Genomic DNA, 14174 nt, shown 5'->3' on the forward strand with positions numbered 1-14174 from the left:
GCCGCCTCCCAGCCCAAGGGCAAACACGCACACCATTCGCCAGAGCGGTCCGGCCATCCGAATGACAGCGCGATGCGTCGCCGCTGTCTTGCCGCCACGAAAACAAGGACAGGAGGCTGCAATGCACCAGGCATTCGGCGGCATCGACTTCGGCACGTCCAATTCCACGGTGGGCGTGATCCGGAACGGCAAGGCGCGGCTGGTCCCACTGGAGGGCGAACAGCCCACTTTGCCAAGTGCCGTGTTCTTCAACTTCGAGGACGGCCATACTTATTTCGGCCGTCGCGCGATCGGCGACTATACCGACAGCATCGAGGGCCGGTTGATGCGCTCGCTTAAGAGCGTGCTCGGCAGCTCGCTCGCCCACGAGAAGACGCGTATCAAGGCGCGCCAGATCGGCTTCATCGACATTATCGGCCTGTTCATCGGCCATCTCAAGGCGCGGCTGGAAGAGGACGCCGGCGGCCCCGTGGAAAACGTCGTGCTCGGCCGCCCGGTGCAGTTCGTCGATGACGACGCGCAAGCCGACGCGCAGGCGCAAGGCGAGCTCGAGAAGGCCGCCCGCGCCCAGGGTTTCAAGCACATCGCTTTCCAGTTCGAGCCGATCGCGGCGGCGCTGGACTACGAACAGAAGGTGACGCGCGAGGAACTGGCGCTGATCATCGACATGGGCGGCGGCACGTCCGATTTCTCGATCGTGCGGGTCTCGCCGGAGCGTTCGCGATCGACAGACCGCAAGGACGACATACTGGCCAGCCGCGGCATCCATATCGGCGGCACCGATTTCGACCGGCTGCTGAGCATCGCCCATGTCATGCCGCAGCTCGGCTACCTCTCGCCGACCAAGGACGGCAAGCGCAATCTGCCGGCCAGCTACTTCATCGATCTCGCCACATGGCAGCGCATCAACCTGGTCTACACCGCCAAGGCGATGACGCATCTGCGCCAGATCCGGTACGAGGCCGCGCGCGCCGATCTGGTCGACCGCTTCATCCATATCGTCGAGCACCGCTACGGGCACGCGCTGGCGGCGTTGGTCGAAAAAGCCAAGATCGAGCTGACCGACAGGTTATCGGCGGAGGTAGCGGTGAAGCTGCCTGACGCGGCGTTCGCCGCCGGGATCACGCGGGACTGGCTCGAGACCACGATCGCCCGGGATATCGAGCGGGTCACCGAAACGGTGGCGCAAACCATCCGCGACGCGCAGGTGAAGCCGTCCGACATCACCGCGGTGTTCCTGACCGGCGGCTCGACGGCGATCCCGCTGGCAAGGCGGGAAATCTTGTCGTTGGTGCCGCGGGCTTCCGTCATCGAAGGCGACATGTTCGGCTCGGTCGGGCTTGGACTGGCCTTGGATGCGCAGCGGAAGTTCGGCTGACTCTACCCTGGCGCAGGCCCGTCCGTCTCCGCGGCCAGATGCGCCTTGAGCGCCATCTGGGCCAGGCTTGCCTGACGGTCGCGATGGGTGATCATGGCGAAGTCGCGCTTCGGCAATTCGATCGGCACGGCCCTCAGGCTCCCCTCGGCGACCGCGCGCCCGACGACCAGCTCTGAAATGATGGTCGCCCCGGCGCCCGCCTCGACGGCCTGGCGAACCGCCTCGTTGCTGGGCAGCACCAGGAATATCTGCAGGTCGGCAAGTGAAATCCCCTCGCGGCGCGCCAGATCCTCCAGCACCTCGCGCGTGCCCGAACCACCCTCGCGGATGATCCAGCGCAGGCCGGTGATATCGGGGCGGCCCGGCGCGATTTCGGCGATCTTGGGATGAGAAGAGGCGACGACCAGCATCAACCGGTCGGTATCGACCTTGGCGCGTCGCAATATGTCGGACTCGGTGCGCCCTTCGACGAGGCCGAGATCGGCGGTTCCATCGAGCACGCTGGCCTCGACCTGCCTCGTGTTGCCGATTGTGACGCTGAGCCGGACGGCGGGATAGGCCTCGTGGAAGGAGGCCAGCCGGCGCGGCAGCCAGTAGCTGGCGATGGTCAGGCTGGCGGCGATGGAGAGGCTGCCGGCGACCGTCTGCGAAACATGTTCCAGCACGTTGCGGGCGGCGGCGGCCCGCTCCAGCACGGCCTTGGCCTCGGGCAGGAACCGGTGGCCGGTCTGGGCCAGTTCGATATTGCGGCCCACCCGGTTGAACAGATGCACACCATGCTGCTCTTCCAGCGCGCGAATGGCCGCCGATGCCGCCGACTGGGAAATGCCCAGAAGCTCGGCCGCCTTGGTCATGTGGCCGCGCTCGGCGACGGCGACGAAAATGCGCAACTGGTCCAGGGTCATGCCTGCATTAAGAACCAATTCCGATCGAATTTACAAGAACAACTGATTAGACGGTTCGATGGCTTTATTCTACTTTTTCGGCCGAAGTTAGAAAAAATTGGCCTGCAGGTCGCAGAGAACAAAATGATCGGGCGGTTCAGATCCCTGCTTGCGCATTGGACCCGCGGCATAAGGCGGCGGTTGGCCGGAGATCGATATCACCCGGAAGAGCATTACATGCGCGGCCCCGGGCCGAAGACACGCGCCAAATCCGCCGGCCGTGCGAGCATCCCGGGATCATGATGCAGGGACCGCCGCGCGGCGCCAATTCAGCCCCCTCGCAACGCCCGCTTGCCGACACGCGCGCGCCCGATGAAGGCGACGGCGTCGACACCTCGCCCGCAGTATCGGACAGCATCGCCAAGACGACCTGCTACATGTGTGCCTGCCGCTGCGGCATCGACGTGCACATCAAGGACGGCAAGGTCCGCTACATCAACGGCAACAAGGACCACCCGGTCAATCGCGGCGTGATCTGCGGCAAGGGCAGCTCCGGCATCATGCAGCACTACAGCCCGGCCAGGCTGAAGAAGCCATTGCTGCGCACCGGTCCGCGCGGCTCGGGCGAATTCCGCGAGATCGAGTGGGAGGAAGCCTTCGCGATCGCCACCGGACGGCTGTCGCATATCCGCCGGACCGACCCCAAGAAGCTCACCTTCTTTACCGGCCGCGACCAGTCACAATCCTTGACAGGCTGGTGGGCAAGCCAGTTCGGCACGCCGAACTTCGCCGCCCATGGCGGCTTCTGTTCCGTCAACATGGCGGCCGGGGGCCTTTACACGATCGGCGGCTCGTTCTGGGAGTTTGGCGAGCCCGATTGGGACAACACGAAATACTTCATGCTGTTCGGCGTCGCCGAGGATCATGATTCCAACCCGATCAAGATCGGGCTGGGCAAGCTCAAGGCGCGCGGCGCCAAGGTGGTTTCGATCAATCCGTGCCGGACCGGCTACAATGCGATCGCCGACGACTGGATCGGCATCCGGCCCGGTACGGATGGCCTGTTCGTGTTCGCGCTCATCCACGAACTCTTGAAGGCCGGCCGCGTCGATCTCGATTATCTGCTTCGCTACACCAACGCGCATGTCCTGGTTGTCCAGGAGCCAGGCGCGGCCGATGATGGGCTTTTTCTGCGCGACGGCGACGGCAATCCGCTGGCATGGGACCGCGTGGCGAAGACCACCGTCAACGCAGCCGATCCGGATGCGAAGCCCGCACTGACCGGCAGCTTCACGGTCGGCGGACGCAGCTGCGTTCCTGTCTTCCAGCTCATTGCGGACCGCTATCTCGACGAGAGCCATGCACCCGACGCGGTCGCCGAGCGTTGCGGCATTGCCGCCGATACGATCCGCCGGATCGCCGCCGAACTTGCCCATGTCGCCTTCGAACAGACGATCGAACTGCCGGTGGCATGGACCGACTGGGCTGGGCGTCGGCACGGGACGATCAAGGGCCGACCGGTTTCGATGCATGCCATGCGCGGCATCTCCGCCCATTCCAACGGCTTTCATACCTGCCGCGCCATCCACCTGCTGCAGGTGCTCCTCGGAACCGTGGACGTGCCTGGCGGCTTCCGCTTCAAGCCGCCCTACCCCAGATCCGCCCCGCCGGGCCCGAAACCCTGCGGCAAGGACGTGAGGCCAATGACGCCGCTCGACGGCATGCCGCTCGGCTTTGTCTGCGGACCCGACGATCTGCTGGTCGACGACGCGGGCACGCCGCTGCGCATCGACAAGGCCTATTCCTGGGATTCGCCGCTTGCGGCGCATGGCCTGATGCACACCGTCATCCGCAACGCCTGGGCCGGCGACCCGTACCCTATCGACACGCTGATGATGTACATGTCGAACATGGCCTGGAATTCCTCGATGAATACGATCGAGACCATGGCCATGCTTACCGACCATGATGAAGCGGGCAATTACAGGATCCCCTTCATCATCTATTCCGACGCCTATTATTCCGAGACCGTGCCGTTCGCGGACCTCGTCCTGCCCGACACCACCTATCTCGAGCGTCATGACTGCATCAGCCTGCTCGACCGGCCGATCAGCCATGCCGACGGGCCGGGCGACGCCATCCGCCATCCGGTGGTCGAGCCCGACCGCGACGTCAGGCCGTTCCAGTCGGTGCTGATCGAACTCGGCGCGCGGCTTGGCTTGCCCGGCTTCGTCGAGGACGACGGCTCGGCGAAGTATCGCGACTATGCCGACTACATCGTCAATCATGAACGCACGCCCGGCATCGGCCCGCTCGCCGGCTGGCGCGGCAAGGATGAAACCTCGATCGGCAAGGGCGACGTCAACCCCAACCAGCTGCAACGCTACATCGACAATGGCGGTTTCTGGCACCACGACTTCACCGACGACCAGCGCTACTACAAGATGGCCAACCGTTCCTATCTCGACTTCGCCGTTCAACTGGGCTTCATCCCCAAGGCCGAGCCGATCGTCTTCCAGCTCTATTCCGAACCCATGCAGCGCTTTCGCCTTGCCGCGCGCGGCCATGGCAAGGTGCAGGCTCCGGAGACCGAGCGGGGCCGCATCGAGACCTACATGGATCCGCTGCCGTTCTGGTACATGCCCTTCGAGGAAGCGTCCGTCGACCTGGAAAGGTACCCGCTGCACGCGCTGACGCAGCGGCCGATGCACATGTACCATTCCTGGGGTTCGCAAAATGCGTGGTTGCGGCAGATCACCAGCCAGAACCGGCTGTTCGTGCATCACCGGACCGCGGCCGGACTTGGCCTTGTCGATGACGACTGGGTGTGGATCGAGAGCATCAACGGCAAGGTGAAGGGGCAGATCAAGCTGGTCGACGGGGTGAACGAAAGCACGGTCTGGACCTGGAACGCGATCGGCAAAAGGCGCGGCAGCTGGGGGCTGAAGGACGATGCCGCCGAGAGCAATCGCGGCTTCCTGCTCAACCACATCATCGGCGACCAGACTACCGCCGATGCCGGCGGCAAACGTTATTCGAATTCCGATCCGGTCACGGGACAGGCGGCGTGGTTCGATCTGCGCGTGCGCGTCGTCAAATGCGCGGCGGAAGAGGCCGGCTTCACCGAACCGCAATTCGAGCGTTTCCAGCAGCCGCCGCATTTCGAACCGTCACCCGACAAGCTGACTTTCGGCGCCGAATTTCGCCGGGCAAGAGAGGCCGCGGAATGACCTGCTTGCCCTCTCATACGGACAAAAAGCTCGGCCTCGTCATCGACCTCGACACCTGCGTCGGCTGCCAGGCCTGCGTCACCGCCTGCAAGGAATGGAACACCGGCGGCCACATGGCGCCGCTGACCGACATCGACCCTTATGGCGGCCATGTCGACGGGGTCTGGTTCAACCGCGTGCACAGTTACGAGCACATCACCGAGATGGGTGGACGCACGGTGAATTTTCCGCGCTCCTGCCTGCATTGCGAGACGCCGGCCTGCGTCACCGTCTGCCCGACGGGCGCCTCCTACAAACGCGCCTCCGACGGTATCGTGCTGATCGACGAGGACAAGTGCATCGGCTGCAAATTGTGCAGCTGGGCCTGCCCTTACGGCGCGCGCGAGTTCGACACGGATGTCGGCGTGATGAAGAAATGCACGCTCTGCGTCGACCGCATCTATAATGATAATCTGGCCGAGGAAGACCGCGTGCCGGCTTGCGTCGCCGCTTGTCCGACCAGTGCCAGGCATTTCGGCGATCTCGGCGATCCCGCATCGGCTGTGTCGCAATTGGTGGCGGAGCGCGGCGGTATCGATTTGATGCCGGAGATGGGCTACAAGCCGACAAACAAATACCTGCCGCCGCGCGCCCACACGCAACGCGCCCCATCCGTGCCCGCCAAAGCGCTGGAGTCGGTACGGGCCGAGGGCGGCTTCCTCGGTTGGGTCGACCGCATGCTTTCAAGCTGACCATCCATGCATCCAGCTTTTTCGGTCGTCTTCTTCACCACCGCCACGGGTGCCGGCTATGGGTTGCTCGCGCTGCTCGGCGTGCTCGGCCCGCTCGGTTTCGTCGCGCCCGATCTCTGGCTGGGCTTTGTCGGCATGGGGCTGGCGCTCGGCCTGATCGCGGCCGGCCTGCTGTCCTCGACCGGGCATCTCGGCAGGCCTGAACGTGCCTGGCGGGCGTTCTCGCAATGGCGCAGTTCATGGCTGTCGCGCGAAGGCCTCGCCTCGGTCGCCACCTTCATTCCCGCGGGTCTCTTCGGCATGGGCTGGATCTTGCTTGGCCGCCTCGATGGCTGGGTGGCGGCCGCGGGCGTTCTGGCCACCGTCGGTGCCATCGTCACTGTCTGCATGACCGGCATGATCTATGCCTCGCTGAAGCCCATCGCCCAATGGCACAGCCCTTACACCTTGCCCGGCTATCTCATCTTCTCGGCGATGAGCGGCTGCGTGCTTGTGAATGCCCTGCTGCAAGGGTTTGCGCTCGGCTCGACTGTCCTGCTCGCAGCTTCGGGACTGCTCACCTTGCTCGGCTGGGGCTGGAAGCTGACGACATGGCGCCACAATGACCAGCTTGAAATCGCGACCAATGCAAACACGGCGACGGGGCTCGCCGGCGGCACGGTGCGATCGCTGGAATGGCCGCATACCGAGGAAAACTACCTGCTCAAGGAAATGGGTTTTCGCATCGCGCGCAAGCACGGCGCGAAGCTGCGCCGGATCACGCAGGCGCTGGCGTTCGGCTTGCCGATCCTGTTGCTGATTGCTGCCTGTGCCTTGCCGTGGCCGTTTGCGGCGGTGTTGTCGGCGTTCGCCGCGATCGCCCAGTTCGCCGGCATGCTGGTCGAGCGCTGGCTGTTCTTCGCCGAGGCGAAGCACACGGTCATGCTGTATTACGGGCGGTAGAACTCAGCCCGGGCGCAGCATCGAACCGGAGATGGCAAAGGTGCGCTGGTTGCCCAGCATGTAGGCCATCAGCGTTTCCAGCCGGAACAAGCCGGCATAGGCGCGATCGAGCACGTTGAGCGAGCCGGTATAGGCACCGAAGGCCGGCATGATCATGCGGCCGCCATCGCCGGCAAAGCAGCGCCTGCGCACCGAACGGCCTTGCTGCACGATGCGGGCGCAAGGATGCAGGTGGCCTGATATTTCGCCCTCGACGCGCACCTTCGATGGCTCGTGCCGGAACAGCAGCGAGCCTATGGCCAGTTCCCGCACGGTCTCGCCGGGCAGGTCCGCCGGCGCTTCAGGATCGTGATTGCCGGCGACCCAGAACCAGTCACGGCCCGCCATCAGCGCTTCCAGCCGTTCGCGGAAGCTCGAATGCATGCGCCCGGCGCCGCCGCCATCATGGAAGGAGTCGCCCAGGCTGATGACGACCGATGGCTGGTAGTCCGCGATGACAGCCTGCAGCCTGAGCAGGGTCGCGCCGGTATCGTAGGGTGGGATCAGCGTGCCACGCCTTGCCAGCGACGAACCCTTCTCCAGATGCAGATCGGAAACCGCCAGCAGCCTGAACTCGGGAAAATAGAGCACGCCGCGCGGATCGCAGACCGCGCGCTCGCCCGCGATGCCGACAAGGTCGGCCTCGGCGATCAGCGATGCGCGCGCCAGCGAAAAATTCATTCGTCGACCATCCCAGGCCCCATGGCCTCTTCGACCAGCGTCGCCGCATCCATCAGCAGCGTTTCATCGGCCTCGCCGTTCACCGGCATCTTGCCGATCTCGAGCATGATCGGCACGGCCAGCGGCGATATCTGTTCGAGCGCCTTATGCATGATTCGACCCTGGATGCGCGAGAGCATGTCGGCAAGTCTGCTGACATCGAGCAGGCCGGTCGCCGCGTCGGCACGCGTCGCCTGAAGCAGGATGTGGTCCGGCTCATGGCTGCGCAGCACATCGTAGATCAGGTCGGTCGACACCGTGAGCTGGCGGCCACTCTTCTCCTGGCCGGGGTGGCGTTTTTCGATCAGGCCCGAGATCAGCGCGCAATTGCGGAAGGTGCGCTTGAGAAGCCAGCTATCGGCCAGCCAGGCTTCGAGATCGTCGCCCAGCATGTCCTGGTCGAACAGCGCGCCGAGTGAAGGTTTCCTGGCTTTGAACATGGCGCCCATGTCACCCAGCGACCATATGGCGAGCGCATAGTCGGTGGCGACGAAGCCAAGCGGCCTGGCGCCCGCCCTGTCGAGGCGACGGGTGAGCAGCATGCCGAGCGTCTGGTGCGCCAGCCTGCCCTCGAAGGGATAGGCGACCAGATAATGGCGGTTGCCGCGCGGAAAGGTCTCGATCAGCAAATCGTCGCGCTTCGGCAGCATCGATTTGTCGGCCTGATACCGCAGCCAGTCCGCCACTTGCTCCGGCAGCTTCTTCCAACGCCGCGGATCGTCCAGCATGATGCGGACCTGCTCGGCCAGATAGGTCGAGAGCGGAAACTTGCCGCCGCCATAATAGGGCACCTTGGCGTCGCTGCCGGGCGCGTTCGAGACGAAGCATTCATTCTCGCGGATGCCTTCGAAGCGCAGCACCTTGCCGGCGAACATGAAGGTGTCGCCATGCGTCAAGGTTTCGAGGAACGCCTCCTCGATCTTGCCGAGCACGCGGCCGCCATGCGACGCCGCGCCTTTGCTGCCGGCCTTGACGTAGCGCACGTTGAGCGCCGGCACCTCGATGATGGTGCCGACATTCAACCTGTATTGCTGGGCGACGCGCGGATTGGATACCCGCCACAGTCCGTCCTTGTTCAGGCGGATGCGGGCATAGCGCTCGTAATTCTTCAGTGCATAGCCGCCGGTGGCGACGAAATCGACGACACGGTCGAAGGTCGGCCGATCAAGGCCGGCATAGGGCGCCGCCGTTCGCACTTCTTCATACAAGTCATCGGCGCGGAACGGTGCGCCGCAGGCGCAGCCGAGCACATGCTGCGCCAGCACGTCGAGCCCCCCATTGACCAGCGGCGGCGTATCCTGCGCGCCAAGGTAATTGGCGTCGAGGGCTGCCCGGCATTCCAGCACCTCGAAACGATTGGCGGGGATCAGGATCGCCTTCGACGGCTCGTCCATGCGGTGATTGGCACGGCCGATGCGCTGCGCCAGCCGGCTGGCGCCCTTGGGCGCGCCGACATGCACGACCAGGTCGACATCGCCCCAGTCGATGCCGAGATCGAGCGTCGAGGTGGCGACGATGGCCCGCAGCGCGTTGTCGCCCATCGCCTTCTCGACACGCCGGCGCTGGGCGACGTCGAGCGAGCCATGATGGAGCGCGATCGGCAAGGTGTCCTCGTTGACCCGCCACAATTCCTGGAACAGCAGCTCCGCCTGGCTGCGTGTGTTGACGAACAGCAAGGTCGTCTTGTGGCGCTTGATCTCACGGTAGATTTCCGGCGTGGCGTAGCGCGCCGAGTGCCCCGCCCATGGTACGCGCTCCTCGGAATCGAGGATCGAGATTTCGGGCTTCGCGCCACCCGTCACGGTGATCAATTCCGCCATATCACCGGGCGGGTTCTGGCTGACCAGCCAGCGCCGCAATTCGTCCGGCTCGGCCACCGTCGCCGACAGCCCGATCATCTGCAGGTCAGGGACGAAGCTGCGCAGCCGCGCCAGCCCTAGCGCCAGCAGATGGCCGCGCTTCGACGTCACCAGCGAATGCAGTTCGTCGAGCACGACATAGCACAAATCCTCGAAGAAGCGCCTCGCATCGCCCGCCGCGATCAGCAGCGCCAGTTGCTCCGGTGTGGTGAGCAGGATGTCGGGTGGTGCAAGCTTCTGGCGCTGGCGCTTGTGTGAGGGCGTGTCGCCGGTGCGCGTCTCGATGGTGACCGGCAGACCGATCTCCTCGACCGGCTTGCCGAGATTGCGCTCGATATCGACGGCCAGCGCCTTCAGCGGCGAGATGTACAGCGTGTGGATGCCGCGCCGCGCCTGGCCTGGTTTTCGCCTCGGCCTGACGGCCAGTTCGGTCAGCGACGGCAGGAAGCCGGCCAGCGTCTTGCCGGCGCCGGTCGGCGCGATCAACAGGACCGATTGCCCGGCTTGCGCCTTCGCCAACAGTTCGATCTGATGCGCGCGCGGCGACCAGCCCTTCTCGCCGAACCATTTTACGAATGGCTCGGGCAAGGCGACGGCGGCATTCTGGTCGGCGAGGCGCGGCAGCTCGGTCACCCGCCAGAGGTAGCGCGGCGACGCGCAATCGCCAAGCAGAATCGGAACAAAAGGGGATCGAAAAGCCTTACGGCCGCCGGAACCCTGTCGGGCCGCCATAGAGATAACCGATGCGGGCGACCGCTTCCTTCAGGCCTTCGCGCGAGACCAGCATGGTGTGGCCGTTGGCATGGATCATGGTTTCGGCGTCGGTCATGATGGCGACGTGACCTTTCCAGAACACGAGATCACCACGTTGCAACCCCGAAAAATCAGGGCCTGGCTCAAGCTGTTCGCCGATCGAAGCGGCCTGCATGTCGGAATCGCGCAGCACCTGCCGGCCGGCCATGCGCATGGCCAGTTGCACCAGGCCGGAGCAATCGATACCGAAGCCGGAAACGCCACCCCACAGATAGGGCGTGCCGAGAAACGTCTCGGCGACGGAGACATAGTCGCCGGCCATTTCGCCGACAGGGCGCAGATGGCCAGCGATGATGGCCTCGCCGGAAGGCAGGACGGCATAGTGCGTGCCGCGCGTTTCGGCGGCACTCGTCACCGTTACGGTCGATCCCATCGACAGTTGCCCGGCGATCGGAAAGCGCAGGTCGGGACCGGGATAGAGGAACGTGCGCGGCACCGAGATGATATGGGTCGGCGCATGGTCGCGCGTGCCCAACATGGCTTCGGCGACGTAGCCGACATAGCCGTCGCGCTCGGCCTGGATCCAGGCCCAGCCTTCTCTATCCTCGAAAACCAGGACGTCGTCGCCGAGCAAGGCTTGCGTGTTGACGCCAGAATCCGTCTTCGGCGCCTTGCGGATATCGGCCATCGGGACCGAAATGCGCGCCGGCCGACCGGCGACGAAGCGGTCGGCGGCGACCTCTCCTTTCAACCTGGCATCGGCGAGATCGGAGCGGAAAGCATGAAGGCGTGCGTCGTGAGCGGTCAAAATCGGCAACCCTGTTGAATGGGCACTACAGTCAGATCGGCAGTTCGTGGGCCTTGGCTATGATACCATCGCCGAAGCGCTCGACAAAGAGCGCGCCTTCGACGGTGCGCTTGATCAGGACATTGCGCTTGTCGAGTTCGTCGCGATGGCGCGACACCAGTTTGAGCGCGCCCATCGTGTCGAGCGCGCGCGTGATGACCGGCTTGGTGACGTTGAGGCGAGCGGCAAGCCCGCGCACCGTATGCGGTGGCGGATCAAGATAGATTGTGAACAGGATCGCCGTCTGGCGCATGGTCAGGTCGGGCGCGTCCTCGCGCACCTGCGACAGCATCACTTGCTGCCACAGTCGCAAGGCCTGGCTCGGGCGCATCGCAATCGACATCGCGCCAGCATGATGGCAAATTGTTTCGGTTCCGTTTCAGTTTCCGCGATTTGCCGGCTCTGCTCGCGGCCGTCAGCCGAAGCGTTTCGAGATGATCTGCTCCAAGGCGCGAATGCCTTGCGCCTCACCGCCGGCAGGACCGTAAGCACGGTCGGCGGGGTTCCAGGCGAAGATGTCGAAGTGCGCCCAGCTCGCGGTCTTCTCTACGAAGCGCTTGAGGAACAGCGCCGCGGTGATCGAACCGGCGAAACCGTCCGTGGTGACGTTGTTGATATCGGCGATCTTCGACGACAGTTTCGCGTCGTAGGGCCGCCATAGCGGCATGCGCCAGAGCGGATCCTCCACCGCCAGCGATGCCGCGGCCAGTTCCGAGGCAAGCGCATCGTCATCGGTGTAGAAGGGCGGCAGGTCGGGGCCGAGCGCGACGCGGGCGGCTCCGGTCAGCGTCGCCATGTCGATCAGAAGCCGCGGTTCCTCTTCGTCGGCAAGCGCCAACGCATCACCCAGAACCAGCCGGCCTTCAGCGTCCGTGTTGCCGATCTCGACCGAGATACCCTTGCGGCTCGCCAGCACGTCGCCGGGGCGGAAGGCGTTGCCCGCGATCGAATTCTCGACCGCGGGGATCAGCACGCGCAGCCTTACATTCAACCCGGCAGCCATGATCATGGATGCAAGCCCCAGCACATTGGCCGCGCCGCCCATGTCCTTCTTCATCAACAGCATGCCCGATGACGGCTTGATATCGAGGCCGCCCGTGTCGAAGCAGACACCCTTGCCGACCAGCGTCACCTTCGGCGCGCCCTGCTGCCCCCATGTCAGGTCGATCAGACGCGGCGCATCGGACGAGGCGCGGCCGACGGCGTGGATCATCGGGAAATTCTGTTCGAGGAGATCGTCGCCCTTGATCACCGATACCTCGGCCTCGTGCGCCTCGGCCAGGGTCCGCACGGCTCGTTCCAGATCGTCCGGCCCCATGTCGCTGGTCGGCGTGTTGACCAGGTCGCGCGTCAGGAAGACGCCATCGGCGACGCGGCGAACGCGCCGCGCATCGACGCCGGCCGGCAATTCGAAGCGCAGCGCCTTGCCCGGCTTCTTGCCATAGCGGGTAAAGACATAGCCGCCGAGCGCCAACGCGATCGCCGCCAGTTCCGGCTCGGCGGGCGCCGAGGCGAAGTGCCAGTCGCCTTCAGGCAGGGTCTTCGACAACACACCGAGAGCAAGCGCGCCCTCTCCGTCGCCAATGCCAAACAGTGCGCCGGCAAGCGCGCCGTGTTCGCCGGGCACGGCCAGCATCCTGCCTGATTCACCGGAAAATCCGTTGGCCCTGGCCCACGCAATGGTGGATGGCGCAAGGCCCGCAGCCTCCAAGCCGTCACGGCCGACGAAATAGACCGGCAACGCACCATCCGATTTCTTCTCGACGAGTTCGACAGGCATTCGATGTCTCCATGCCGAGCCCAAGCCCGAGTCGGCGTTTCTTAACTGTCCGTTAGGGTTAACAGAATATTTCTGCGGGAGGGAAGATGGCCACGCAAATGGCCACGCGCATGAATGGAGGCCGGTGCCAATGCCGATCAACCGCACGATGACTGTCAGGCGAACACGGCTCATAACCACGGCTTTGGCGTTGGCGCTCGCGGCAGGCGTCGCGGGCTGCGCGACCGACAAACTCACCACCGGCTCGATTGGCCGCACCAGCGGCAAGCCGCTGGAGACGATGTCGGCGGGAGAATTGCACAACGCCACCGCCGCTCTCGGCCAGTCCTACGCCAGAAACCCCACCGACAAGCGAATCGCGACCAACTTCGCGGCGGCGCTGCAGATGGACGGAGATGCCGACCAGTCGCTCGCCGTGATGCGCAAGCTGGCGATCGCCTATCCCAAGGACCGCGACGTACTGGCCTCTTATGGCAAGGCGCTGGCCGCCAACGGCCAGTTCGAGCCGGCGCTCGATGCGGTGCGCCGCGCACAGACGCCGGAATATCCCGACTGGAGGCTGGTGTCGGCGGAGGCGGCTATTCTCGATCAGATCGGCCAGAAGGACGAGGCGCGCCAGCTCTACCGCAAGGCCCTCGAACTCAAGCCCAACGAGCCTTCCATCCTTTCCAATCTGGGCATGTCCTATGTGCTGGAAGGGGATCTGCGCACCGCCGAGACCTATATGCGCTCGGCCGCCCAGCAGCCGAATGCCGACAGCCGGGTGCGCCAGAACCTGGCGCTCGTCGTCGGGTTGCAGGGCCGTTTCGACGAAGCCGAGAAGATCGCCTCGCAGGAACTCTCGCCCGAACAGGCACAGGCCAACATCGCCTATCTCAGGCAGATGCTGGCCCAGCAGAACGCCTGGAGCCAGCTCAAGGATCAGGACAAGGCCAAACCGGCGAAAACAGCCACCAACTGATCGCCGCAGCGTACCGCGAATCGTAAAAAGCCGCGCTCGGTTGCAGCGCG

Annotated in this window: 11 protein-coding genes; 5 read left to right on the forward strand and 6 right to left on the reverse strand. The window is 64.7% G+C overall.

What is annotated here, in order from left to right; genetic code table 11:
- Window positions 1-121: 121 nt before the first annotated feature.
- A complete protein-coding gene (locus FJ948_RS16565; protein WP_140706166.1) occupies window positions 122-1378 on the forward strand; it encodes an Hsp70 family protein in 1257 nt (418 codons plus the stop codon).
- Window positions 1379-1380: 2 nt separating this feature from the next.
- Here FJ948_RS16565 and FJ948_RS16570 read toward each other — a convergent pair whose 3' ends face one another.
- On the reverse strand, window positions 1381-2283 hold the full coding sequence (locus FJ948_RS16570; RefSeq protein ID WP_140706168.1) for a LysR family transcriptional regulator: 903 nt from the start codon (window positions 2281-2283) through the stop codon (window positions 1381-1383).
- 278 nt (window positions 2284-2561) lie between these two features.
- On the opposite strand from FJ948_RS16570, the gene FJ948_RS16580 reads away from it, so the two are divergent.
- From FJ948_RS16580 to FJ948_RS16590, 3 genes are read left to right on the forward strand one after another with little or no spacing between them, the layout of a single operon-like run.
- On the forward strand, window positions 2562-5492 hold the full coding sequence (locus FJ948_RS16580) for a molybdopterin oxidoreductase family protein (RefSeq protein ID WP_181173696.1): 2931 nt from the start codon (window positions 2562-2564) through the stop codon (window positions 5490-5492).
- Window positions 5489-6223: a 4Fe-4S dicluster domain-containing protein gene (locus FJ948_RS16585; RefSeq protein WP_140706172.1), complete on the forward strand. Its 735-nt coding sequence runs from the start codon at window positions 5489-5491 to the stop codon at window positions 6221-6223. The genes FJ948_RS16580 and FJ948_RS16585 overlap by 4 nt, the downstream gene beginning before the upstream one ends.
- Window positions 6224-6229: 6 nt before the next feature.
- Window positions 6230-7165, forward strand: coding sequence for a DmsC/YnfH family molybdoenzyme membrane anchor subunit (locus tag FJ948_RS16590; RefSeq protein ID WP_140706174.1), 936 nt, complete (start codon window positions 6230-6232; stop codon window positions 7163-7165).
- A gap of 3 nt (window positions 7166-7168) precedes the next feature.
- On the opposite strand, the gene pdeM is transcribed toward FJ948_RS16590, so the two are convergent.
- The 5 genes from pdeM to FJ948_RS16615 all read right to left on the reverse strand — a co-directional run bounded on the left by pdeM (window position 7169) and on the right by FJ948_RS16615 (window position 13163).
- Window positions 7169-7885, reverse strand: coding sequence for a ligase-associated DNA damage response endonuclease PdeM (gene pdeM / locus FJ948_RS16595; RefSeq protein WP_140706176.1), 717 nt, complete (start codon window positions 7883-7885; stop codon window positions 7169-7171).
- Complete coding sequence (locus FJ948_RS16600) at window positions 7882-10416, reverse strand: ligase-associated DNA damage response DEXH box helicase (protein ID WP_140706178.1); 2535 nt, start codon at window positions 10414-10416, stop codon at window positions 7882-7884. The genes pdeM and FJ948_RS16600 overlap by 4 nt, the downstream gene beginning before the upstream one ends.
- 67 nt (window positions 10417-10483) lie before the next feature.
- Window positions 10484-11344: an NlpC/P60 family protein gene (locus FJ948_RS16605; protein WP_140706180.1), complete on the reverse strand. Its 861-nt coding sequence runs from the start codon at window positions 11342-11344 to the stop codon at window positions 10484-10486.
- A gap of 31 nt (window positions 11345-11375) precedes the next feature.
- Window positions 11376-11726, reverse strand: coding sequence for a MarR family winged helix-turn-helix transcriptional regulator (locus FJ948_RS16610; protein ID WP_015319324.1), 351 nt, complete (start codon window positions 11724-11726; stop codon window positions 11376-11378).
- Window positions 11727-11798: 72 nt separating this feature from the next.
- The gene (locus FJ948_RS16615) at window positions 11799-13163 is read right to left on the reverse strand and encodes a leucyl aminopeptidase family protein (RefSeq protein WP_140706182.1); all 1365 of its coding nucleotides are present in this window, start codon (window positions 13161-13163) and stop codon (window positions 11799-11801) included.
- 130 nt (window positions 13164-13293) lie between these two features.
- On the opposite strand from FJ948_RS16615, the gene FJ948_RS16620 reads away from it, so the two are divergent.
- Complete coding sequence (locus tag FJ948_RS16620) at window positions 13294-14124, forward strand: tetratricopeptide repeat protein (RefSeq protein WP_140706183.1); 831 nt, start codon at window positions 13294-13296, stop codon at window positions 14122-14124.
- Window positions 14125-14174 lie beyond the last annotated feature (50 nt).

Origin of the sequence: Mesorhizobium sp. B2-3-12, from assembly GCF_006442205.1 — a bacterium.
Taxonomy (GTDB): Bacteria; Pseudomonadota; Alphaproteobacteria; order Rhizobiales; family Rhizobiaceae; genus Mesorhizobium.